The 21,903-nt window shown below is 58.2% G+C and carries 23 protein-coding genes and 1 other annotated feature; of the genes, 8 read left to right on the top strand and 15 right to left on the bottom strand.

Translation table 11 applies throughout. From position 1 onward, the window contains the following. Window positions 1-47: 47 nt before the first annotated feature. The 11 genes from AC6I8V_RS13180 to hisL form a co-directional block, all read right to left on the bottom strand. On the bottom strand, window positions 48-845 hold the full coding sequence (locus AC6I8V_RS13180; protein ID WP_497842691.1) for an ABC transporter substrate-binding protein: 798 nt from the start codon (window positions 843-845) through the stop codon (window positions 48-50). A 66-nt stretch (window positions 846-911) separates the two neighbouring features. After that, window positions 912-1,388 carry a YbaK/prolyl-tRNA synthetase associated domain-containing protein gene (locus tag AC6I8V_RS13175; RefSeq protein ID WP_497842690.1) on the bottom strand — a complete coding sequence of 159 codons (477 nt, stop codon included), beginning with the start codon at window positions 1,386-1,388 and terminating at the stop codon, window positions 912-914. Window positions 1,389-1,475: 87 nt separating this feature from the next. Further along, a complete protein-coding gene (hisIE, locus tag AC6I8V_RS13170) occupies window positions 1,476-2,087 on the bottom strand; it encodes a bifunctional phosphoribosyl-AMP cyclohydrolase/phosphoribosyl-ATP diphosphatase HisIE (protein ID WP_497842689.1) in 612 nt (203 codons plus the stop codon). Further along, complete coding sequence (hisF, locus tag AC6I8V_RS13165) at window positions 2,081-2,857, bottom strand: imidazole glycerol phosphate synthase subunit HisF (RefSeq protein ID WP_497842688.1); 777 nt, start codon at window positions 2,855-2,857, stop codon at window positions 2,081-2,083. The genes hisIE and hisF overlap by 7 nt, the downstream gene beginning before the upstream one ends. Beyond that, the gene (hisA, locus tag AC6I8V_RS13160; RefSeq protein ID WP_497842687.1) at window positions 2,839-3,576 is read right to left on the bottom strand and encodes a 1-(5-phosphoribosyl)-5-[(5-phosphoribosylamino)methylideneamino]imidazole-4-carboxamide isomerase; all 738 of its coding nucleotides are present in this window, start codon (window positions 3,574-3,576) and stop codon (window positions 2,839-2,841) included. The genes hisF and hisA overlap by 19 nt, the downstream gene beginning before the upstream one ends. Next, on the bottom strand, window positions 3,576-4,166 hold the full coding sequence (hisH, locus tag AC6I8V_RS13155; protein WP_497842686.1) for an imidazole glycerol phosphate synthase subunit HisH: 591 nt from the start codon (window positions 4,164-4,166) through the stop codon (window positions 3,576-3,578). Before hisH ends, hisA begins: the two co-directional genes overlap by 1 nt. After that, complete coding sequence (gene hisB / locus AC6I8V_RS13150) at window positions 4,166-5,233, bottom strand: bifunctional histidinol-phosphatase/imidazoleglycerol-phosphate dehydratase HisB (RefSeq protein ID WP_497842685.1); 1,068 nt, start codon at window positions 5,231-5,233, stop codon at window positions 4,166-4,168. The genes hisH and hisB overlap by 1 nt, the downstream gene beginning before the upstream one ends. Continuing rightward, complete coding sequence (gene hisC, locus AC6I8V_RS13145) at window positions 5,230-6,306, bottom strand: histidinol-phosphate transaminase (protein ID WP_497842684.1); 1,077 nt, start codon at window positions 6,304-6,306, stop codon at window positions 5,230-5,232. The genes hisB and hisC overlap by 4 nt, the downstream gene beginning before the upstream one ends. Beyond that, entirely contained in the window at window positions 6,303-7,610 is a 1,308-nt protein-coding gene (gene hisD, locus AC6I8V_RS13140) for a histidinol dehydrogenase (protein ID WP_497842683.1), read from the bottom strand. Before hisD ends, hisC begins: the two co-directional genes overlap by 4 nt. Before the next feature lie 4 nt (window positions 7,611-7,614). Continuing rightward, window positions 7,615-8,514 (bottom strand): ATP phosphoribosyltransferase, encoded by a 900-nt coding sequence (gene hisG / locus AC6I8V_RS13135; protein ID WP_497842682.1) that lies wholly within the window; start codon window positions 8,512-8,514, stop codon window positions 7,615-7,617. 54 nt (window positions 8,515-8,568) lie between these two features. After that, window positions 8,569-8,690 (bottom strand) — a sequence feature (His leader region). After that, on the bottom strand, window positions 8,666-8,713 hold the full coding sequence (hisL, locus tag AC6I8V_RS13130) for a his operon leader peptide (protein ID WP_100396937.1): 48 nt from the start codon (window positions 8,711-8,713) through the stop codon (window positions 8,666-8,668). It overlaps the preceding feature by 25 nt. Window positions 8,714-8,895: 182 nt before the next feature. Between hisL and AC6I8V_RS13125 the strand changes: the two genes are divergently transcribed. Continuing rightward, a complete protein-coding gene (locus tag AC6I8V_RS13125) occupies window positions 8,896-9,723 on the top strand; it encodes an SDR family oxidoreductase (protein WP_497842681.1) in 828 nt (275 codons plus the stop codon). 32 nt (window positions 9,724-9,755) lie between these two features. Here the strand turns inward: AC6I8V_RS13125 and AC6I8V_RS13120 are convergent, their stop codons facing one another. From AC6I8V_RS13120 to puuD, 3 genes are read right to left on the bottom strand one after another with little or no spacing between them, the layout of a single operon-like run. Next, on the bottom strand, window positions 9,756-11,033 hold the full coding sequence (locus AC6I8V_RS13120) for an NAD(P)/FAD-dependent oxidoreductase (protein WP_497842680.1): 1,278 nt from the start codon (window positions 11,031-11,033) through the stop codon (window positions 9,756-9,758). 25 nt (window positions 11,034-11,058) lie between these two features. Then, on the bottom strand, window positions 11,059-11,616 hold the full coding sequence (puuR, locus tag AC6I8V_RS13115; protein WP_497842679.1) for an HTH-type transcriptional regulator PuuR: 558 nt from the start codon (window positions 11,614-11,616) through the stop codon (window positions 11,059-11,061). Continuing rightward, the gene (gene puuD, locus AC6I8V_RS13110; protein WP_497842678.1) at window positions 11,613-12,377 is read right to left on the bottom strand and encodes a gamma-glutamyl-gamma-aminobutyrate hydrolase; all 765 of its coding nucleotides are present in this window, start codon (window positions 12,375-12,377) and stop codon (window positions 11,613-11,615) included. Before puuD ends, puuR begins: the two co-directional genes overlap by 4 nt. Before the next feature lie 207 nt (window positions 12,378-12,584). On the opposite strand from puuD, the gene AC6I8V_RS13105 reads away from it, so the two are divergent. Both AC6I8V_RS13105 and AC6I8V_RS13100 read left to right on the top strand, forming a co-directional pair. Continuing rightward, entirely contained in the window at window positions 12,585-14,003 is a 1,419-nt protein-coding gene (locus AC6I8V_RS13105) for a glutamine synthetase family protein (RefSeq protein WP_497845839.1), read from the top strand. 374 nt (window positions 14,004-14,377) lie between these two features. Continuing rightward, window positions 14,378-15,736, top strand: a complete 1,359-nt coding sequence (locus tag AC6I8V_RS13100) for an APC family permease (RefSeq protein WP_497842677.1) — start codon at window positions 14,378-14,380, stop codon at window positions 15,734-15,736. Between the two features lie 82 nt (window positions 15,737-15,818). Here AC6I8V_RS13100 and ygbI read toward each other — a convergent pair whose 3' ends face one another. Then, window positions 15,819-16,580, bottom strand: coding sequence for a DNA-binding transcriptional repressor YgbI (gene ygbI, locus AC6I8V_RS13095; protein ID WP_497842676.1), 762 nt, complete (start codon window positions 16,578-16,580; stop codon window positions 15,819-15,821). Window positions 16,581-16,840: 260 nt separating this feature from the next. On the opposite strand from ygbI, the gene ltnD reads away from it, so the two are divergent. The 5 genes from ltnD to AC6I8V_RS13070 all read left to right on the top strand — a co-directional run bounded on the left by ltnD (window position 16,841) and on the right by AC6I8V_RS13070 (window position 21,888). Next, the gene (gene ltnD / locus AC6I8V_RS13090; RefSeq protein WP_497842675.1) at window positions 16,841-17,749 is read left to right on the top strand and encodes an L-threonate dehydrogenase; all 909 of its coding nucleotides are present in this window, start codon (window positions 16,841-16,843) and stop codon (window positions 17,747-17,749) included. Between the two features lie 2 nt (window positions 17,750-17,751). Then, window positions 17,752-19,014, top strand: coding sequence for a 3-oxo-tetronate kinase (otnK, locus tag AC6I8V_RS13085; RefSeq protein ID WP_497842674.1), 1,263 nt, complete (start codon window positions 17,752-17,754; stop codon window positions 19,012-19,014). Beyond that, entirely contained in the window at window positions 19,011-19,637 is a 627-nt protein-coding gene (otnC, locus tag AC6I8V_RS13080) for a 3-oxo-tetronate 4-phosphate decarboxylase (RefSeq protein ID WP_497842673.1), read from the top strand. Before otnK ends, otnC begins: the two co-directional genes overlap by 4 nt. Beyond that, window positions 19,637-20,416 (top strand): HPr family phosphocarrier protein, encoded by a 780-nt coding sequence (locus tag AC6I8V_RS13075; protein ID WP_497842672.1) that lies wholly within the window; start codon window positions 19,637-19,639, stop codon window positions 20,414-20,416. Before otnC ends, AC6I8V_RS13075 begins: the two co-directional genes overlap by 1 nt. A 122-nt stretch (window positions 20,417-20,538) precedes the next feature. Further along, window positions 20,539-21,888 (top strand): GntP family transporter, encoded by a 1,350-nt coding sequence (locus AC6I8V_RS13070; protein ID WP_497842671.1) that lies wholly within the window; start codon window positions 20,539-20,541, stop codon window positions 21,886-21,888. The last annotated feature ends 15 nt before the right edge of the window (window positions 21,889-21,903 follow it).

The raw sequence follows: 21,903 nt of genomic DNA, 5'->3' as shown, positions 1-21,903 counted from the left end.
TTATTATAGTGCGATTGTAAAGAAGGGCGGCAAAAGCCGCCCCGGATTTACTGCTGAATGGAGATATCTGTCGCGAAGTATTTCTTTTGAATCTTGTCGAAGGTGCCGTTCTTTCTGATTTCGTTGAAGGCATCATCGAGTGCGGTTTTCAGCTCGGTATCCCCTTTACGCAGACCGATGGCGGTGCCAGGACCGATAATCGGGTCCTGCACGATTGGGCCAGCCAGCTCGAAATCTTTACCCTGCGCCTGCTTCAGGAAGCCATTTGCGGCCTGGGCTGCATCGGTGAACACCGCGTCCAGACGGCCGGCCACCAGGTCACTTTCCACCTGCGCCTGATCGCCATAAGGAACCACGTTTACGCCATTCGGCTGCCATTTGGCGCGGGCGTAACGTTCCTGCACGGTGCCTTGTTCCACACCCACGGTTTTGCCTTTCAGCGACTCCGCAGTGGGCAGCAGGCCAGAGCCTTTACGCGCGATCAACTGTGTATGGGTGTCGTACATGGGGACGGAGAAGTCGATCTGCTTCAGACGTTCTTCGGTAATGCCCATATCCGAAAGAATGGCATCGAATTTACGTGCCTTCAGTGCCGGGATCATGCCGTCGAACTGGCTTTCCACCCACACACATTTGGTTTTCATCTGTTCGCACAGCGCGTTGCCGAGATCGATATCAAAACCGACCAGCTTGCCCTGCGGCGTTTTGGATTCGAAAGGAGGATAGGTCGGGTCAACGGCGAAACGAACCTGGTCAATTTTCGCCTGTGCGCCAAACGCGCAACCTGCCAGCACAGCCAGCGCCAGCGTCTGACGCAGCCGGGTAGTAAAACGTGAACTTGCCATAAAAATCGGTCTTCTTTGTCGTGATGTGGAACCACGCAGAGTACCGCCGCCAGCGCGTCATGGCAATTACTGGATTATTTTCATCACGTTACCATTATGCAGCGTTTTGTAATCTTCGATGTTTAGCACCACCGATTGCTCCAGCATTCCGGCGTTGAAAGCAATTTCGTCATAGCGCTCAAACAGCATCGGATCGACTACCAGCAGCAAGTCGGGATGAAAACTGAATGGCGGAATGGCGCCGAATACGCAACCGGTCAGCGCATCCACCTCCGCCGGACTGGCGAGTGACGCACGACGACCACCAACGGCTTGCGCGACTTTGCTTAAATCCGCCTGCTGATCGGCAGGCAGCACTGCCAGCACATGCTGTTTAATGCCATTGCCTTTAACGTGGCACACCAGCGCTTTCGCTCCCTGGCCAACGTCGGTACCGCGAATCGCCGCCACCGCTTCACACTTGCCGGTGGCCGCGTGCGACATCAGACGGTAGCGCGCCTGATGCTGGTTGAGCAGGGCAAGGAGTTTTTCATGGGTGCTCATAGAGCCGGCTCCTGATAACCAACTGAGAAGTATGCTGCTCAAAATTCGCTATCAAAGCCGATTCTGAGCAGCATCAGGCGCAATCCGTTATTTATGGCGCGCGCGCAGGTTGTTGATGATGGTGCTCAGGTCGAGATCCTGATCCTGCAACAGCACCAGCAGATGGTAGATCAAATCGGAGGCTTCGTTAGTCAGTTCAAAACGATCATTCACCGTTGCCGCCAGCGCGGTCTCTACGCCTTCTTCACCCACTTTCTGCGCGATGCGCTTGGTGCCGCTGGCGTACAGTTTGGCGGTGTAGGAACTGGCCGGGTCGGCATGTTTGCGTTCCGCCAGCAGCTGCTCCAGCTGATAGAGGAAGGTCCAGTCCGGGGCCGCTGGCGAGAAGCAGCTTGAGGTGCCGAGATGGCAGGTGGGGCCGATGGGATTCGCCAGCACCAGCAGCGTATCGTTGTCGCAATCCGGGGTAATGCTCACCACTTGCAGAAAGTGGCCCGATGTTTCGCCCTTGGTCCACAGACGGTTTTTGGTGCGAGAGAAGAAGGTGACATTGCCGTCCGCGAGGGTTTTCTGCAATGCTTCCTCATTCATATAACCGTGCATCAGCACTTCGCCAGAGACGCTGTGCTGGACGATAACGGGCATCATGCCCGCGGTTTTGACCCAATCCAGACGGGCCAGTTGTTCTGCAGTTAACACGCGCGAATCTCCACACCGTTGTCAATCAGGAAGCTTTTCAGCTCACCGATATTAATAATCTGTTTATGAAACACCGAAGCCGCCAGCGCGCCATCAACATTGGCCTGCTCAAAGGCTTCGAGGAAGTGTGCCATGGTGCCTGCTCCGCCGGAGGCAATCAACGGCACCTTGCAGACATCACGTACTTTCTTCAGCTGCACCAGGTCGTAGCCATTACGCACGCCGTCCTGGTTCATCATATTCAGCACGATCTCGCCTGCACCCAGCTTCTGCACTTCCTGCACCCAGTCGAGCGTTTCCCATTGGGTCACACGGGTACGGGATTCATCGCCAGTGTACTGATTAACGTGATATTTGCCGGTCGCTTCGTCGAACCAGGTATCGATACCCACGACGATACATTGCACGCCAAAGCGATCCGCCAGACGGGTAATCAGCGTGGGATCGGCCAGCGCCGGGGAGTTGATGGAGATTTTATCTGCACCGAACTCCAGAATACGCGCCGCATCTGCTTCGCTGCGGATGCCGCCCGCCACGCAGAAGGGGATGTCGATCACTTCCGCCACGCGCGAAACCCAGCTTTTATCTACCACGCGGCCATCGGAAGAGGCGGTGATATCGTAGAACACCAGCTCATCGGCGCCTTCCTGCGCATAGCGTTGCGCCAGCGGCACGATATCACCGATGATTTCGTGATTGCGGAACTGAACCCCTTTCACCACCTGTCCATCACGAACGTCGAGACAGGGAATTATCCGTTTTGCCAGCATGCAATCGCCTCCGAAACCGTGAATTTATCCTCCAGCAGCGCGCGACCAACAATCACGCCCTGCGCACCGCTGCCGCGCAGGGCGGCGATGTCATCCAGCGAACCGATGCCGCCGGAGGACTGGAACGCGATGTCCGGGAATGCCGCAGAGACTTCCTGATACAGCGCCACGTTGGAACCGCTCAGGGTGCCGTCGCGCGAAATATCGGTGCACAGTACGTGTTTCAGCCCCACCGGCTGATACCAGCCAATCACGTCTTCCAGCGTCACGCCTGCCGCTTCCTGCCAGCCGCTGATCGCCACCTCTTTGCGGTTATCCGCATCGATACGCACATCCAGCGCCAGCACGATGGCATCCGCGCCAAACTCGCGGAACCAGCTTTTCACCTCTTCCGGTTGCTTCACCGCGGTGGAACCCACCACCACGCGACTGGCACCGGCGGCCAGCAGTGCCGCGACGTCGTCACGGTTGCGGATACCGCCACCCACCTGCACCGGCACTTTCACGCCAGCCAGCAGGGTCTGCAACAGCGGGATCTGACGTTTGGCCGGATCTTTCGCGCCGGTCAAATCCACCAGATGCAGCACCTGCGCGCCCTGGCGTTCGTAATCCTGCAAACGCGGCAGCGGATCGCTGCCATAGTCACGCTGCTGGCCATAATCGCCCTGATGCAGACGCACCACTTTGCCGTCGATTAAATCTAAAGCCGGAATAATCATTACATCTCCAGGAAATTTTTCAGCAGCTGCGCGCCCGCTTTGCCAGAACGCTCCGGGTGGAACTGCACGCCGAAGAAGTTATCTTTTTGCAGCGCGGCGGTGAACGGTTGACCATAGTCGCACTGGGCGATGGTATTGGCGTTGACCGGCATGGCGTAGCTGTGCACGAAGTAGAAATAGCTGCCGTCGTCGATGCCGCGGAACAGGTGATTCCCGGCCTGCGAAGTGATCTGGTTCCAGCCCATATGCGGCAGCGGCAGGCCCTGGGTATCCATCAGCGACACCGGCTGGTCGATAATGCCGAGCGTTGCGACGCCGCCATTCTCGTCGCTGCCGCGTCCCAGCAGCTGCATACCGAGGCAAATGCCCAGCACCGGCTGAGTACAGGCTTTTATCAGCTCAATCAGGTCGCGTTCCTGCAACTGGTTCATCGCCGCCTGCGCGGTGCCGACACCGGGCAGGAACAGTTTGTCGGCGCGCAGGACCACGTCAGGATCGCGGCTCACCTCCGGGGTGTAGCCGAGGCGTTCCACCGCCCACTTAACCGACGACAGGTTGGCGCAACCGGTGTCGAGAATCACCACGTTCATCACAGCACTCCTTTCGAACTCGGCAGGGTGTTGCCGTCAACGCGGATCGCCTGACGCAGCGTACGGCCGAAGGCTTTGAACAGACTTTCCACGCGGTGATGGTCGTTGCGACCTTTGGTTTTCAGGTGCAGCGTGCTCATCATCGCGTAGGACAGTGAACGGAAGAAGTGTTCGACCATCTCGGTACTGAGATCGCCCACGCGCTGATAGCTGAATTCCGCTTTGTATTCGAGGTGCGGACGGCCGGAGATATCCAGCGCACAGCGCGCCAGGCACTCATCCATCGGCAACACAAAGCCGAAACGGCCGATGCCGCGTTTGTCGCCCAGCGCTTTCAGCAGCGCTTCGCCCAGCGCCAGGCCGGTGTCTTCAACGGTGTGGTGATCGTCAATATAGAGATCGCCTTTTACGTCGATGTTCATGCGGAAGCCGCCGTGCACCGCGATCTGGTCCAGCATATGATCAAAGAAGCCGACGCCGGTGTTAATCTTGCTGCCGCCTTCACGATCCAGCCACACTTCAACCTTAATCTGCGTCTCTTTGGTGTTGCGATTCACCAGCGCGTAGCGGTCGCGTTTGGTCAGACGCTGCTGAATGGCGTTCCAGTCTTCCCCTTCCGCGCCGTAGCGGATGCCCTGGATGCCCATATTCTGCGCCAGCTGGATATCGGTGAGACGGTCGCCAATCACGTAGCTGTTGGCCACGTCGAGCGTGCCTTCTGCCAGCCAGGCTTCAACCATTTTGGTTTTCGGCTTGCGGCAGTCGCAATTGTCTTCCGGCTTGTGCGGGCAGATCAGGATGTCACTGAAGCGAATGCCCTGCGACGTCAGGATCTGCATCATCAGGTTGTGCGGCCCGTCAAAATCGGCCTGCGGAAAGCTGTCGGTACCCAGGCCATCCTGATTGGTGATCATCACCAGCTGGAAACCAGCGCTTTGCAGCGCCAGCAGGGCAGGGATCGCGTTTGGCTCAAAGGCCAGCTTTTCCATGCGGTCCACCTGAAAATCCGTTGGCGGTTCAGAGATGATGGTGCCATCGCGGTCGATAAAAAGGGTCTTCTGACTCATGCTTGCTCCACTGGTAAGGCTTGCAGTGCGGCGATCAGGCGCTCGCACTCTTCACGGGTGCCGATGGAGATGCGCAGGCATCCCGCCAGGCCGGGGTTTTTATTCTGGTCGCGCAGGATAATGCCTTCATCCCACAAGGTTTTAAATACTTTCGGCGAATCGGTGAAGCGCACCAGAATGTAGTTGGTTTCGCTCGGGAACACCTCTTCCGCACAGCTGATTTTCGGCAGCTGCTCAAGCAGCCAGCTACGATTGTCATTCAGCTGCAATGCGTGCTCACGCATCAGCGCCAGACCCTGGTCGCTCAGCGCCTGGGCTGCCACATCGGCTACCGGCGTCGCGAGCGGGTAGGGGGCAATCACTTTCAGCAGCAGGTCGATCACCGGCTTATTCGCCAGGGTAAAACCGCAGCGCAGGCCTGCCAGCGCAAAGGCTTTCGACAGGGTGCGCAGGATCACCAGATGCGGATAATCCTTCAGCCAGCCTGCCAGCGTCGCCTGCGGGCAGAACTCGATATAGGCTTCATCGGCCACCACCAGCGCTTTACCGGCGGTCATCGCCAGCAGGGCGCGGATATCATCCGGGTTAATCAGGTTGCCCGTCGGGTTGTTCGGGCTGCACATATAAACCACTTTCACGCCGTCGAGCTGGTCGGCAATCGCAGGCAGGTTGAGCTGCCAGTTCTCCAGCGCCGGAACGGTGCGATATTCAATGCCGATGGTTTCGGCGCTGACGCTATACATGCCATAGGTTGGCGGGCAGAACAGGATCGCATCTTTGCCCGGCTCGCAGAAGGCGCGCATCACCAGTTCGATACCTTCATCGGCACCACGGCTGACCAGCACCTGCTCCGGAGTGACGCCCGCGTAGCCGGCATAACGCTCAATCACCAGTTTTGGCTGGCATTCCGGGTAGCGGTTCAGCGTCTGCTGCGACAGCTCAAACGGCACTGGCAGCGGGAATTCATTGGCGTTCAGCCACACATCACCATTGCCACCCAGACGACGGGCTGATTGATACGGCGTCAGCGCGCGCACATTGGCGCGGGCCAGATCTTCAACATTCAGGCTCATGCTTGCTCCTTCAGGGCTGCAACTCGCAGGGTAACGGCATTTTTGTGGGCTTCCAGCTGTTCAGCGGCCGCCAGGGTCTCGATGGTGGCCGCCAGGTTAAGGAAACCCTGCGGCGTCAGTTCCTGCACCGTCATACGCTTCTGAAAATCCGCCAGTCCGAGGCTGGAACAGGTGGCGGTGTAGCCATAGGTCGGCAGCACATGGTTGGTGCCAGAGGCGTAATCGCCCGCGGACTCCGGCGACCAGTCGCCGAGAAACACCGAACCGGCGCTGGTGATGGCATCCACCAGCTCGCGCGGCTGACGGGTCTGGATAATCAGGTGCTCCGGGCCGTACTGGTTAGAGATGGCGACGCACTGCGCCAGATCGCGCGCCACAATCAGGCGGCTGCTCTCCAGCGCCTGACGCGCGGTGGCGGCGCGCGGCAGCTGGGCCAGCTGCTGCTCAACCGCTTCCGCCACGCCGTTAGCCAGCGTCAGCGACGGGGTCAGCAGAATCACCTGAGAATCGGGGCCGTGCTCCGCCTGCGACAGCAAATCAGAGGCGACGAAAGCCGGGGTCGCGCCTGCATCGGCAATCACCAGCACTTCTGACGGACCGGCAGGCATATCAATGGCGGCACCGTCCAGACGCTGACTCACCTGACGTTTCGCCTCAGTAACATAAGCGTTGCCTGGGCCAAAAATCTTGTCCACTTTCGGTACGGTGGCGGTACCGAAGGCGAGGGCGGCAATCGCCTGCGCACCGCCCACCTGGAACACTTCTTTGACGCCGCACAGCTGCGCGGCATAGAGAATTTCGTCAGCAATCGGCGGTGGCGAACACAACACCACGCGGCCGCATCCGGCGATACGCGCCGGGGTTGCCAGCATCAGTACCGTTGAGAACAGCGGCGCAGAGCCGCCCGGAATGTACAGGCCAACCGATTGCACCGGACGGGTGATCTGCTGGCAGCGCACGCCCGGCTGGGTCTCCACATCCACCGTCGCCAGAATCTGCGCGTTGTGGAAGGTTTCGATATTACCAACCGCCACGGCCATCGCCTGCTTCAGCGTATCGCTAAGACGGTCGCTGGCGGCCTGCATCTGTTCTGCGGTTACGCGCAGGTTTTCCACCTGCGCGTTATCGAAACGCGCGCTGAATTCGCGCAGCGCGTCATCGCCGCGTTCTTTTACCTGCACCAGCACATCGCGCACTACCTGGCTGATGCTGTCGGAGGCGGAGATCGCCGGGCGCATCAGCAACGCCTGCTGCTGTTCAGTGCTGCACTGCTGCCAGTCAATGGGTGTCATCAGGGTGCTCATTCTGTCACTCCAGCATTTTTTCGATTGGCAGCACCAGAATTGAGCTGGCACCCAGGGATTTCAGTTTTTCCATGGTTTCCCAGAACAGCGTTTCGCTGCTCACCATGTGCATCGCCACACGGCTCACTTCACCGGCCAGCGGCAGCACGGTTGGGCGCTCTGCGCCTGGCAGCAGGGCAATCACTTCTTCCAGACGCTCGCTTGGCGCGTGCAGCATGATGTACTTGGACTCACGCGCTTTGATCACGCCCTGAATACGCATCATCAGTTTGTCGACCAGCTCCTGCTTGGCACCTGGCAGTTCGCCGTCGCGCTGGATCAGCACCGCTTTGGAGCGGTAAATCACTTCAACTTCACGCAGGCCGTTGGCTTCCAGCGTGGCGCCGGTGGAGACCAGATCACAGATGGCATCGGCCAGACCGGCACGCGGTGCCACTTCAACGGAACCATTGAGCAGACAGGATTTAAACGCCACGCCTTGTTTATCGAGGTACTTTTTCAGCAGGTGAGGATAGGAGGTGGCGATACGGGATTTGTCGAGGCACTGTGGACCGGTGTACTCAGCATCCACCGGCATCGCCAGCGACAGACGGCAACCGCCGAAATCGAGGCGACGCAGCGTGAAGTAACGCGGGTCTTCGCCCTGAGAGCGGCGTGTCAGCAACTCTTCTTCCAGCACGTTTTCGCCGACAATACCGAGATCCACCACGCCATCCATCACCAGGCCAGGGATATCGTCATCGCGCACGCGCAGGATGTCGATAGGCATGTTCTCCGCAAACGCAATCAGACGCTGCTGCTGAAGGTTAATTTTAATGCCGCAGCGGGCCAGTAATTCGCGTGATTCATCGCTTAAACGGCCAGATTTCTGCATAGCTATGCGTAAACGGGTGTTATCTAACATGGTTCCTGTCCTCTTATTCAATCCTGTCTGAACTCAGTTGGGTTGCGTCAGCCCATAAAAAAACCCCCGGAAGATGATCTTCCGGGGGCTTTCTTTGCGTTCGCACCACTGGAAGATCCTAAACGTCTTCCAGCACTCATCGCCTGAAAGACTAGTCAGGATGATGGTGATGATGGTGGTTGAACTGAACGCGTGTCATAAAAAATTCCGTTGCTGAATGGGTATTCATTTGCGTGCTGATTAACCTAACGAAGATAACGGCGGCTGGCAAGACTTTTTTTAACCCGGTTTTCCGGAATTCCCCGAAACAGTTTGCGCTGGTTTGACACCGACGACAGCACTAAGATGAAGTGTCTTTGAGCAGCAAAGCCAGGAGTCGATATGAAAAAGGTCGCGATTGTGGGGCTGGGATGGCTGGGTATGCCGCTGGCGATGGCGCTAACGGCACGCGGCTGGCAGGTGACCGGCAGCAAAACGTCGCCGGACGGCGTGGACGCGGCACGTCGCTGTGGTATTGAGGCGTGCCAGCTGGTGCTGACGCCGGAACTGGAGTGTGAAGCGGACGATCTGGCGACGCTGATGTCGGTGGATGCGCTGGTGGTGACCTTGCCCGCCAGCCGCACGGTGCAGGGCGGTGAAGACTATATGCAGGCGGTGCAGAACGTGGTGGATACCGCGCTGGTGTATAAAGTGCCGCGCATTATCTTCACCAGTTCCACCTCGGTGTACGGTGCCGGACCGGGCGTGATGAAAGAGCACACCCCGTTGCGGCCGGAAACGGTAGCCGGCAAGACGCTGATGGCGCTGGAAAACTGGCTGCACGATCTGCCGGGCACCAGCGTGGATATTGTGCGCCTCGCCGGGCTGGTGGGGCCGAATCGCCATCCGGGACGCTTCCTCGCCGGGAAAACCGATCTTAGCGAGGGGTCGCATGTGGTGAACCTGGTGCATCTGGATGATGTGGTCGACGCCATTGTGCTGCTGTTGCAGACGCCGAAAGGCGGGCGTGTTTATAACCTGTGCGCGCCGAAACATCCGACGCGCGACAGCTTTTATCCCAGCGTAACCCGCCAGCTGGGCTTAACGCCGCCGCAGTTTAACGCTGAAGCGCAGCGCGATGCGGGCAAAGTGATTGATGGCGCACGAATTTGTAATGAGCTGGGATTTGAATACAGCTACGACGATCCGATGAAAATGCCGTTAGAATAATCCCAGGGTCGCCATAGATGGCGACCCTCGATCTACACTCCCAACCTGTCGCGCAACGCATACCAGGCCGCGCCCATGGCCGTCAGTGGCACCTTAAACCGTCGTCCGCCCGGAAACGGCAGGTGTGGCAATTTCGCAAAGGCATCGAACCGTTCCGCCTGACCGCGCAGCACTTCGGCAATCAGTTTGCCGGACAGATGGGTACAGGTGACGCCGTGGCCGCTATCGCCCTGCATAAAGTAAACGTTCTTCTCCAGCTGGCCGAACTGCGGCATCCGCGACAGCGTCAGCAGGAAATTGCCGCTCCAGCGATAACTTAGCTTCACATCGCGCAGCTGCGGGAAAGTCCGCAGCAGCTTCGGTCGGATCAGCGCCTCAATATCTTCCGGCTCGCGCGCGCCATACACTACGCCGCCGCCGTACAGCAGGCGGTTATCAGCGGTCAGGCGGAAATAATCCAGCAGATAATTACAATCTTCCACGCAGTGATTGTTCGGCAGCAGGCCGAGTGCCGTGTCGCGGCTCAGCGGCTCGGTGGTCACAATTTGCGAACCACAGGGCATACTTTTGCGGCTCAGGCGCGGTTCCAGCTGCGAGGGCAGGTAGGCATTGCCGGCAAAAATCACAAAGGTCGCGCTGACATCGCCCTGCGCGGTTTTAACCCGATTGGGCGTGCCGTATTCAACTTTTAACGCCGCCGTCTGCTCATAGATGCGCCCGCCATGACGGCGAATCGCCTCTGCTTCACCCAGCGCCAGATTGAGCGGATGCAGGTGCCCGCCGCGCTTATCCAGCAGCCCGCCGACGTAGCGATCGGTGGCCACTTCACGCCGGATACCGCGCTCATCCAGCAATTCCAATCCCCGGTTGCCATAGCGTTCCCAGCTGGCTTTCTGGCTGCGTAAATGGCCCATCTGGCGATTGTTCAGCGCGGCGAAGATGCCGCCAGGACGATAATCACAGGCAATGGCATAACGATCGATGCGATCGCGGATAATATCCGCCCCTTCGAACATCATGCTGCCCAGCATACTGGCGGTGTCTTTGCCGTAACGCTGCTCAATGACATCCACGTCACGGCTGTAGGAGTTCACCACCTGGCCGCCGTTGCGACCGCTGGCGCCAAAGCCAATTTTCGCCGCCTCCAGCACCACCACATCGTAACCGGCTTCGGTCAGGAACAGCGCCGATGACAACCCGGTAAAGCCGCCACCAATAATGCAGACGTCGCACTGAATGCTGTCCTGTAATCCTGGCCATGGCTCGTGCGCGTTCACTGTCGCAGCGTAATAACTTCCCACATGTTGCATCACAACCTCCTTAATGCGCGTGGCCTCAGAAATTTGCCGGTGAATGAGCACTGACAATCCGACAGGGTTGATCGGAGGTATTGGTAAAACTGTGCGGTAAACCGGTGTCGATCACGTAGCTTTCTCCGGCGTACAGATGAAAACTCTGCCCGTTCACCACCAGCGTGATTTCGCCTTCCAGCACCGTGCCGGTCTCTTCACCGGGATGACGTAGCTTTTCGCCGGTGCTGGCACCGGGCGCATAGTTTTCCAGCAGCATTGCCAGCGACCGCTGCGGCGCTCCGTTATCAATTAACTGCAACGACACGCCAAGGCTGCCGATTTCCACCCGGTCGTCAGGGCGAATAATCACTCGCGGCGTGTTGTCCTGCTTGGGTTCTGAGAAAAATTCCGACAGCGACAGACCATACACCTTCAGCAGTTTTTGCAGGGTACTCACCGCCGGGCTGACTTTGTCCTGCTCGATGGTGCTGATGGCGCTGTGGGTTAAACCTGATAACTCAGCGACACGGCGCTGAGAGAGTCCCAACTCCTGGCGGATTTGCGATAAGCGTCGTCCGGGCGCCAGAGTGGCGTCGTTCATGGTCGTTTTTCCTTGTGATAACAAACGGCGGCGTGAATAAAAGCCTCGAACAACCGGCGCGATACCGGATCGTCGGTCGAATGCCACTCCGGGTGCCACTGGACAGCCAGGGCAAACGGGTGCTGACGCAAACTCACCGCTTCAATCAGACCATCGGCTGCGCGCGCCTCGATGCGCAATTGCGGGCCAGGTTCACGGATCCCCTGTTGGTGCAGCGAATTCACCGCAAAGTCATCCGTGCTGCCGAGCAACTGACTCAGCAGGCCCCCGGCCTCCGGCGTGACCGGATGGACCGGGGCATACTGTTGCTCCAGCGGCAGAGAATCATCTTCGCGATGCTCATGGAACTGCCGTGTCAGATGCAGCTGACGGTGCAACGCACCGCCGTTGGCGACCACCAGCTCCTGTAAACCCCGACAAATGCCGAATATCGGCATCTTTTTACCAATAGCGTGGGTAATCAGGCCGAAGGCGAGACGATCGCGCGCCGGATCGGCATAAGGCTCCACGCCTGCCTCGCCATAATGCCAGGGTTCGATGTTGCTCGGGCTGCCGGTCAGCAAAATGCCATCCAGCAGCGTCATACTGTTTTCTAATAGATGAGGGGCCTGCATCAGTTGATGCGGCAAAGGCAGGGGCAGACCACCGGCGAGCACGATGGCATCGAGATACTTGTTATGAACGGTCTGGCCTGGATGGCTGCCGATGTGGTTCTGGCACATCACTACGCCAATCAAGGGTTTGTCAAAAATAATGCCCATTACGTCTCCGCGCCGCTGTTCAATATTTTCGCCGATAAAGCGCACCTGACGTAAAAGTGTGCAATATAATGTCAATCTAGCAATCGCCTGGCTAATCTTCAAACAGATTTGTTACATTTGCACACTTTTTGCGATGGAGCTATGTTAGAAGGGTGGCTGTTATTTTGAGCATTGCGCGAACCTGATAAACGGTAAAGGGCGGGTGGGATCATGACGAACCTCGTGGAAGTGGAAGACTTCACGCGACATAGTGAAGAGAAGCGAACCAGCGCGTTCCAGCTGGAGGTGAAAACCTGGCTGGAACGCCATCCTGAAACGCAGTATGTCGATATTCTTCTGAACGATCTGAATGGGGTATTTCGCGGTAAGCGGATTCCCGTCTCAGCACTGGCAAAGCTGGAAAAAGGGTGCTACTTCCCGGCTTCGGTTTTCGCCATGGATATTCTGGGTAACACCGTCGAAGAGGCCGGACTGGGACAGGCGCTCGGCGAGCCAGATAACATCTGCTTTCCTGTTCCCGATTCTTTAATGCCCTCCGCGGCCGATCCCCAACGTGTTGCTCAGCTGCTGCTGACGATGTGCAACCAAGATGGCACTCCCTTTGACGTTGAACCCCGCAATGTCCTCAATCAGCTGTGGCAACAGCTGCGTAACCGAGGATTGTTTCCGGTGGTAGCGGTAGAGCTGGAGTTCTATCTGGTGGATAAAAAGCGCGATGCGGAAGGCTACATCCAGCCGCCGTGTGCGCCGGGTAGCGATGAGCGCAATATGCAAAGCCAGGTCTACTCGGTGGACAATCTGGATCACTTTGCTGATGTGCTGCGTGATATCGACGATCTGGCGAAACAGCAGGGCATTCCGGCGGATGGCGCGCTGGCGGAAGCCTCGCCGGGTCAGTTCGAGATCAACCTGCACCATACCCGCGACGTATTAAAAGCCTGCGATCACGCCATTCAGCTGAAACGTCTGGTGCGCCAGGTAGCGGAAAATCACGGCATGACGGCCACCTTTATGGCGAAACCCTATGAGGAGTACGCGGGTAGCGGTATGCATGTGCATATCAGTATGCTGGATGCCGCCGATCACAACGCTTTCGCTCTCGACGACGGCAGCGATTCACCGCTGCTGAAGCGCGCGCTGGCGGGAATGATTGATTTGATGCCCGCCTCGATGGCGTTGCTGGCGCCGAACGTCAACGCTTACCGCCGCTTCCTGCCGGATGCCTTTGTGCCGTTGCAAGCCTCCTGGGGCCACAACAATCGCACCGTGGCGCTGCGTATTCCCTGCGGCGATATGGATAACCATCGCGTGGAATATCGGGTTGCCGGGGCGGATGCAAATCCGTATCTGGTGGTGTCAACCATTCTTGCCGGTATTATGCACGGGCTGGACAATCAGCTGCCGCTGCCGCACCCGGTGAAAGGCAACGGCCATGAAGCGGAAGGGCTGGCGCTGCCGATTCGTCAGAGCGATGCGCTGTACGAATTTGAGAACAGCTATCCGCTGCAAAAGCTGCTCGGCGAGCGCTTCAGCGGCGTGTGGCACAGCTGCAAACAGTATGAATTGATGCAGTTTGAACGGCTGATCACCGCCACGGAGATTGACTGGATGCTGAAGAATGCCTGATTAGCATGAAGATTTGTTGCAACATCTTGTGTTGGCGCCGTCAATTAAGGCAAAATATGCGCCCTGCAAAATTCAAACATAGCCGACGCTTATCGCGTCGGTTATTTTTTTGCAGTGTAATTCCTTTGCTAATTAAACCGAGGCCGGACACGCATCCGGATAGATAGATACTGTTAACACGCGTTGTGCGTGAGATTTTGAGGATACAAAGATGGGGCTGTTTACAACTGCACCGGCGCAAGCTGGTACTCGCTTTCGTGATGACTACGGCGCTGCGGTTAGCGCAAATGCTTATCAACCCACCTCCTGTCGCAATTTGCGCAGTTTCCCTGTGGTACAACCCAGTCAGGTTGTTGCTGTAGGGGGGCTGAACAATGTCGCTTAATACCTCCGCCGCACCACAGCGCGCACATCTGAAAAAATCCCTGACGCTGATTCCGGTTGTCATGATGGGCCTGGCTTATATGCAGCCGATGACCCTGTTTGATACCTTCGGCATCGTATCGGGTCTGACCGACGGCCACGTCGCCACTGCGTATGCGTTCGCGCTGATCGCCATTCTGTTCACTGCTATTAGCTACGGTAAGCTGGTACGCCGCTTCCCATCTGCGGGCTCCGCTTATACCTATGCACAGAAGGCCATCAGTCCGCACGTCGGCTTTATGGTGGGCTGGTCATCGCTGCTGGACTACCTGTTCATGCCGATGATTAACATCCTGCTGGCGAAAAGCTATTTCGAAACACTGGTGCCGGGGATTCCGTCGTGGATCTTTGTGGTGTTGCTGGTGGGCTTTATGACGCTCTCCAACCTGCGTGGCATCAAAACCGTCGCTAACTTCAACAGCCTGATTGTGGTGTTGCAGGTGGTGGTGATGATCGGGATTACCGGCATGGTGATCTACGGTGTGGCGCACGGTGTCGGAGCCGGTACGCTGACCAGCACCAAACCGTTCTGGTCACAGGATGCGCATGTGGTGCCGATGATTACCGGCGCGACCATTCTGTGCTTCTCGTTCCTCGGCTTTGATGGCATCAGTTCGCTGTCGGAAGAGACGAAAAACGCCGAACGCACCATCCCGCGCGCGATTTTCCTTACCGCGCTGATTGGCGGTGTGATCTTTATTGCGGTGTCTTACTTCCTGCAACTGTACTTCCCGGATATTTCACGCTTCCAGAATCCGGACTCCTCACAGCCAGAAATCATGCTGTTTGTCGCGGGGCCGGCGTTGCAGTTTGGCATCCTGATCTTCTCGGTGGTTACGGTGCTGGCATCCGGTATGGCGGCACATGCAGGCGTTTCTCGTCTGATGTATGTGATGGGACGTGATGGCGTGTTCCCGGAGCGTTTCTTCGGTTTTGTTCATCCGAAGTGGCGTACCCCGTCGCTGAACGTGCTGCTGGTAGGTGCCATCGCGCTGCTGGCGATCAACTTCGACCTGGTGACGGCAACCGCGCTGATTAACTTCGGTGCGCTGGTGGCGTTCACTTTTGTGAACCTGTCGGTGATTGCTCAGTTCTGGATCCGCGAGAAGCGCAACAAGACGCTGAAAGACCACTTCCACTATCTGGTGCTGCCGGTACTCGGCGCTCTGACGGTAGGCGCGTTGTGGATCAACCTGGAAGAGACCTCAATGGTATTGGGTCTGGTCTGGGCCGCGGTGGGTATTATTTACCTGGCGTTTGTGACGCGCACCTTCCGTAATCCGGTGCCGCAGTACAGCGAAGAAGTTTAAGATTTAAAGAACGCACGGTGCGGATCATTCCGCACCCTACAACCCAGGGTCGCCATTGATGGCGACCCTGCCGCATCAGGTTTTACTCGGCAATCTGCAACTCCCAGCTCCCCATACTCAGCACCTCACGCGCGGCTTTACTCAGCTCGCTATCGGTAATCAGGGTATCGAAACGATCCAGCGGCAACGCCAGCCAGGTCGCAATCTTGTTGTACTTCGAACTATCGCTCAGCAGCACGCGCTTACTGCTTACGTCGCTCGCTGCCTGTTTTACCGGCACCTTGTCCTCGTCCGGTGTGAACAACCCGCGCGGTCCCCAGCAGGAGGAGGAGATAAAGGCGATATCAATCGCCAGATGACGCAAGCTGCGCGCGGCCGCTTCACCGACGCTGGAGCGATTTTCGCGACAGACGCTGCCGCCAATGTGAATCAGTTTGCAGCCGCTGCTCTCCATCAGCAGACGCGCGATAACAAAATCATTGGTTACCACCTGCAAATCCTCGCGCTCAACCAGCTCACGCGCCAGCGCCAGCGTGGTGGTGCCGGCATCCAGATAGATGCAGCTGTTACGCGGAATGTGACGCGCTGCCAGCTGTCCAATCGCCATCTTTTCGCTGCTGTACATGCCGGTCTTTACCTGATGCGACGGTTCCGCCGCCAGCCGATCGGCAGAACGCACGCCGCCTGACACCGACAGCACCGCGCCTTGCTCCTCAAGCTTCTGCACATCACGGCGGATAGTCATATGAGACACCCCCAGCCGTTCGGTCAGCTCGGCAATACTCACCACACCGCGCTCGGCAACCAGCGCTAAAATCTGTTGATGACGTTCAACCGGAATCACATCAGTCTCCCCGAAATTACCATTTTTTAACATTGTAGAGCATCGCTTCACAGCGCGCAGTACAAATTATCTTTGCAGAATATCAGCAGAAATGCCCCGATAACAGGCGATGGAGCGCATTTACCCTGGTGTGAATCCCTGTTATGGACGGTACTCATAAGTTAATTTATGTGATGCGCCGCACATTTATTCGCCGGGGTCTGCGGCAGAATTAACAGCAACGAACAAATAATCACTTAAATTAACAACGGAGGTTCGCTGTGTCAGCAACCGTCAATAATATCTGTGTAGTTGGCCTGGGTTCCATGGGCATGGGCGCGGCGCAATCCTGTATTCGCGCTGGGCTGAATACCTGGGGTGTCGATCTCAATCCACAGGCGCTGGAGACCCTGCGTCAGGCCGGTGCGCGCGACGCACAAACCTCCGCTGCCGCCTTCGCGCCGGAGCTGGATGCCGTCCTGCTGCTGGTGGTCAACGCGGCGCAGGTGAAAGCCATTCTGTTTGGCGAAACCGGCCTGGCGGCGCAGCTCAAGCCGGGCACCGTGGTGATGGTCTCTTCCACCATTTCGGCGCAGGACGCCCAGTTTATCGAGCAGCAACTGGCGCAGCATCAGCTGGTGATGCTGGATGCGCCGGTCTCCGGCGGTGCGGCGAAAGCGGCGACCGGTGATATGACCGTGATGGCCTCCGGTAGCGATGAAGCTTTTGCGCGCCTGCAACCGGTACTGGACGCGGTCGCGGCCAAAGTCTATCGCGTAGGCAGCGAAATCGGCCTCGGTTCGACGGTGAAAATCGTGCACCAGCTGCTGGCGGGCGTACATATCGCCGTCGGTGCGGAAGCCATGGCGCTGGCCGCGCGTGCCGGTATCCCGCTGGAGACCATGTATGACGTGGTGACCAACGCGGCGGGCAATTCATGGATGTTTGAAAACCGTATGCGCCACGTAGTGGACGGCGATTATTCGCCGAAATCGGCGGTTGATATCTTCGTCAAAGATCTCAACCTGGTGGCCGACACCGCCAAATCGCTGCATTTCCCGCTGCCGCTGGCCTCCACCGCGCTCAACATGTTCACCGAAGCCAGCAACGCCGGTTACGGGCGTGAAGATGACAGCGCGGTGATCAAAATTTTCAGCGGCATCACCCTGCCGCAGGCAAAGGAGAAGTAACCATGCGTTTAGGCGTGATTGCCGACGACTTTACCGGCGCCACCGATATCGCCAGCTTTCTGGTGCAGAACGGTCTGCCGACCATTCAGTTCAACGGCGTACCGGAGAGCCACGATGACCTGAGCGCGCAGGCGATTGTCATCAGCCTGAAGTCGCGCTCCTGCCCGCCACAGCAGGCGATTGATCAGTCGCTGGCGGCGCTGCGCTGGCTGCAACAGCAGGGCTGCGATCGTTTCTACTTCAAATATTGCTCCACCTTCGACAGCACCGCTGAAGGCAATATCGGCCCGGTTACCGATGCGTTGCTGGCAGCGCTGGGCGAAAGCCAGACGGTGATTTCGCCGTCGCTGCCGATCAATGGTCGCACCGTGTATCAGGGCTACCTGTTTGTGGCCGACCAGCTGCTGTCGGAATCGGGTATGCGCCATCATCCGGTTACGCCGATGACCGACAGCAATCTGGTGCGTCTGATGACGCGTCAGGCGCAGGGGCAGGCCGCGGTGATCAACGCCAGCCTGCTCGATCGGGGCGCGGATGCGGTGCGCGCTCAGCTGGACACGCTGAAAGCGCAGGGCATCAACTATGTGGTACTGGACGCGCTGCACGAGCAGCATCTGCTGACGCAGGGCGAGGCGCTGAAGGCGATGCGTCTGGTGACCGGCGGTTCCGGGCTGGCGATCGGGATTGCCCGCGCCTGGGCGACGGCGCAGCAGGACGCGACTGAAGCGGAACAGGCTGGCCGTCCGCAGGGCGAACGCGCGGTGGTGATCTCCGGTTCCTGTTCGCAGATGACCAATCGCCAGGTCAATGCCTACCGTCAGCTCGCCCCCTCTTTTGAAGTACAGGTGGAACGTTGTCTGGAAGATGTGGCCGGTTATGCCCAGCAGCTGTGCGACTGGGTGGCCGACAACAGCCAGCAGGCGCTGGCCCCGTTACTGTACGCCACCGCCGATGCGCAGCAGTTGCAGGCGATTCAGCAGCAGTACGGTGCCGCCCGCAGCAGCGAAGCGGTGGAGCAGCTGTTCGCCGCCGTAACGCGTGAGCTGAAAGCACGCGGCTGGCAGCGCTTTATCGTCGCCGGTGGGGAAACCTCAGGCGTGGTGGCGCAAAGCCTCGGCGTCACGGCATTCCATATCGGGCCGACCATTTCTCCAGGCGTACCCTGGGTGCGTGATATCCATCAGCCGCTATCGCTGGCCCTGAAATCGGGCAACTTTGGCGATGAACAATTTTTTGCCCGCGCACAAACGGAGTTTTCAGCATGACCGAACAACAAGCCCGCCTGGAGATGGTGCAACTTGGCGCCTCGTTTTTTCAGCGTGGTTATGCCACCGGTTCCGCTGGCAACCTGTCGTTGCTGCTGGAAGACGGCAATCTGCTGGCCACGCCAACTGGTTCCTGTCTTGGCGAATTGCAGGCCGATCGCCTGTCGAAAGTGACCTTGCAGGGTGAATGGATCTCCGGTGATAAGCCGTCGAAAGAGATCGCCTTTCACCGCGCACTCTATCTCAACAATCCGCAATGCAAAGCGGTGGTCCATCTGCACAGCCATTACCTGACGGCGCTCTCCTGCTTACAGGGGCTGGACCAGGAAAATTGCATCCGTCCGTTTACCCCCTATGTGGTCATGCGCGTCGGCGATGTGCCGGTGGTGCCGTATTACAAGCCGGGCGATCAACGTCTGGCGGATGATCTGGCACAGCTGGCGTCGCGCTATCGTGCCTTCCTGCTGGCGAACCACGGGCCGGTGGTGGTGGGTAAATCACTGCGCGAAGCGGCGGATAATACCGAAGAACTGGAAGAAACGGCGCGCCTGATGTTTACCCTGGGCGATCGAGCCATTCGTTATCTGAACGATGATGAAGTGGCTGAGTTGAGGAACTACTGATGCCAAAGTTTGCTGCTAATTTATCCACCCAATTCAACGAAGTTCCCTTTCTGGAACGTTTTGGCGCAGCCGCTAAGGCGGGTTTCCGTGCGGTGGAATTTCTGTTTCCGTACGACTATCCCGCCGAGGTGCTGAAGGCCGAGCTGGAGAAACATCAGCTGGCGCTGGTGCTGTTTAACACCGCAGCGGGCAATGTCGCGGCGGGCGAGTGGGGCGTATCGGCCATTCCGGGGCGTGAAGCTGAGGCTCATGCCGATATCGATCGCGCGCTGGAATATGCGCTGGCGCTGAACTGTCCGCAGGTGCATGTGATGGCCGCCACTGTCCCGGCTGGGGCCGATCGTGCGGCTTATGAAGCCACTTTTGTCAGCAATATGCATTACGCGGCCGAACGTTTCGCACCGCACGGCATTCGTCTGCTGCTGGAAGCGCTCAATCCGGTGACCAAACCGAACTATCTCTACGCCAGCCAGTACCAGACGCTGGCGATGATGGAACGCATCGATCGGCCCAATGTCTTCACCCAGCTGGATCTGTTCCATGCGCAGCTGGTGGATGGCAACCTGAGCCACCTGATCCGTGAATATGCCGGTCGTTATCGTCATATCCAGATCGCCTCGGCGCCGCATCGCCACGAGCCGGATGAAGGTGAAATCAACTATCCGTGGCTGTTCAGCCTGCTGGACGAGATCGGTTACGACGGCTGGATCGGCTGCGAATATTTCCCGCGCACCACCACCGAAGCGGGCCTTGGCTGGTTCGCACCTTACGCGCAATAACCCTTAACGTTACACCCCCCCACACAGGACGCCTGGCGCCCTGCGCGGGGTTTTTATCACCTGTATTTGCCAATACCAGAGAAACTGTACCCAAACTATACTAATTAAATCAGAGGATTATCATGTCAACCGCGTTGTTGTTAGCCATTGCCGTCGCCAGCATCGTGATCTTGCTGCTGCTGGTGATTAAAGCCAAAGTGCATCCGTTTGTTGCGCTGCTGATCGTCAGCCTGCTGGTCGCGATTGCTACCGGCATTCCGACCGATAAAATCATGACGACCATTGTCAGCGGTATGGGTGGCCTGCTGGGAAGTATCACCATAATTATCGTGCTGGGAGCGATGCTCGGCGCGGTCATTGAAGCCTCTGGCGGTGCCGAATCGCTGGCACAACGCTTCAGTAAATCGCTGGGCATCAAACGTACCGTCGCGGCGCTGACCATGGCGGCGTTTATCCTCGGTATTCCGGTGTTTTTTGAAGTGGGCTTTATCATCGTGATCCCGCTGATTTACGGCTTTACCAAGGTGGCGCGGGTGTCGCCGCTGAAGTTTGGTCTGCCGATGGCCGGGGTAATGCTGACGGTGCACGTCGCGTTGCCGACCCATCCGGGCGCCGCCGCTGCCGCAGGTATTCTGCATACCGATATGGGCTGGCTGATGCTGCTGGGGATCCTGATCGCCATTCCGGTGGGGATCGTGGGCTACTTCGTGGCAAAACTGATGAACCGTCGCCAGTACCATCTGTCGGTGGAGGTACTGGAGCAGCTGCAACTGGCGAAACCTGAAGGCACCAGCAGAGAAGCCTCACCGCCGGGCGCCCTGACCATCGCCGGACTGATTGTCGTACCGATTGTGTTGATCGTGCTGGGGACGCTGTCGCATACCCTGCTGGCGGAAGGCAGCACGCTGCGTTCGGTGATGACGGTGATCGGTACCCCGCCGATTGCGCTGCTGATTGCGCTGGCGCTGGCGGCGTGGCTGCTGGGCTTACGTCGCGGCTGGAGCAAAGACAAACTGGAAGAACTGACGGGTCGCGCCATTCCCAGCTCGGCCAGCGTCATTCTGGTGGCGGGTGCCGGTGGGGCATTCGGTAAAGTGCTGGTGGAATCCGGCGTGGGTAAAGCGCTGGCGGTGACGCTGGAGACGCTGCACCTGCCGTTAGTGCCTGCCGCGTTTATTCTGTCGCTGGCGCTGCGTGCTTCGCAGGGTTCCGCCACGGTAGCTATCCTGACCACCAGCGGCCTGCTGAGTCAGGCGGTAGGGGATGTTACGGATATGCAGCGCGTGCTGGTCACGCTGGCGGCCTGTTTCGGCGGTCTGGGATTGTCACACGTTAACGATGCGGGGTTCTGGGTGGTGACGCGTTATCTGGGGCTGTCGGTAGCGGATGGTCTGAAGACCTGGACGGTACTGACGACGCTGATGGGTCTGAGCGGTTTTGCGCTCACCTGGCTGCTGTGGGCCGTACTGTAACATTCGGGGGCAAGG

It is taken from the genome of Pantoea sp. X-Soil-TKNS-1207, from assembly GCF_059730485.1.
This window is presented reverse-complemented; position numbering and strand designations above follow the sequence as displayed.

Bases quoted from the DNA above. Each gene is read 5' to 3' on its own strand.
- AC6I8V_RS13180 (WP_497842691.1), bottom strand. From the start codon at position 845: ATGGCAAGTTCACGTTTTACTACCCGGCTGCGTCAGACGCTGGCGCTG.
- AC6I8V_RS13175 (WP_497842690.1), bottom strand. From the start codon at position 1,388: ATGAGCACCCATGAAAAACTCCTTGCCCTGCTCAACCAGCATCAGGCG.
- hisF (WP_497842688.1), bottom strand. From the start codon at position 2,857: ATGCTGGCAAAACGGATAATTCCCTGTCTCGACGTTCGTGATGGACAG.
- hisA (WP_497842687.1), bottom strand. From the start codon at position 3,576: ATGATTATTCCGGCTTTAGATTTAATCGACGGCAAAGTGGTGCGTCTG.
- hisH (WP_497842686.1), bottom strand. From the start codon at position 4,166: ATGAACGTGGTGATTCTCGACACCGGTTGCGCCAACCTGTCGTCGGTT.
- hisB (WP_497842685.1), bottom strand. From the start codon at position 5,233: ATGAGTCAGAAGACCCTTTTTATCGACCGCGATGGCACCATCATCTCT.
- hisC (WP_497842684.1), bottom strand. From the start codon at position 6,306: ATGAGCCTGAATGTTGAAGATCTGGCCCGCGCCAATGTGCGCGCGCTG.
- hisD (WP_497842683.1), bottom strand. From the start codon at position 7,610: ATGAGCACCCTGATGACACCCATTGACTGGCAGCAGTGCAGCACTGAA.
- hisG (WP_497842682.1), bottom strand. From the start codon at position 8,514: ATGTTAGATAACACCCGTTTACGCATAGCTATGCAGAAATCTGGCCGT.
- AC6I8V_RS13125 (WP_497842681.1), top strand. From the start codon at position 8,896: ATGAAAAAGGTCGCGATTGTGGGGCTGGGATGGCTGGGTATGCCGCTG.
- AC6I8V_RS13120 (WP_497842680.1), bottom strand. From the start codon at position 11,033: ATGCAACATGTGGGAAGTTATTACGCTGCGACAGTGAACGCGCACGAG.
- puuR (WP_497842679.1), bottom strand. From the start codon at position 11,616: ATGAACGACGCCACTCTGGCGCCCGGACGACGCTTATCGCAAATCCGC.
- puuD (WP_497842678.1), bottom strand. From the start codon at position 12,377: ATGGGCATTATTTTTGACAAACCCTTGATTGGCGTAGTGATGTGCCAG.
- AC6I8V_RS13100 (WP_497842677.1), top strand. From the start codon at position 14,378: ATGTCGCTTAATACCTCCGCCGCACCACAGCGCGCACATCTGAAAAAA.
- otnK (WP_497842674.1), top strand. From the start codon at position 17,752: ATGCGTTTAGGCGTGATTGCCGACGACTTTACCGGCGCCACCGATATC.
- otnC (WP_497842673.1), top strand. From the start codon at position 19,011: ATGACCGAACAACAAGCCCGCCTGGAGATGGTGCAACTTGGCGCCTCG.
- AC6I8V_RS13075 (WP_497842672.1), top strand. From the start codon at position 19,637: ATGCCAAAGTTTGCTGCTAATTTATCCACCCAATTCAACGAAGTTCCC.
- AC6I8V_RS13070 (WP_497842671.1), top strand. From the start codon at position 20,539: ATGTCAACCGCGTTGTTGTTAGCCATTGCCGTCGCCAGCATCGTGATC.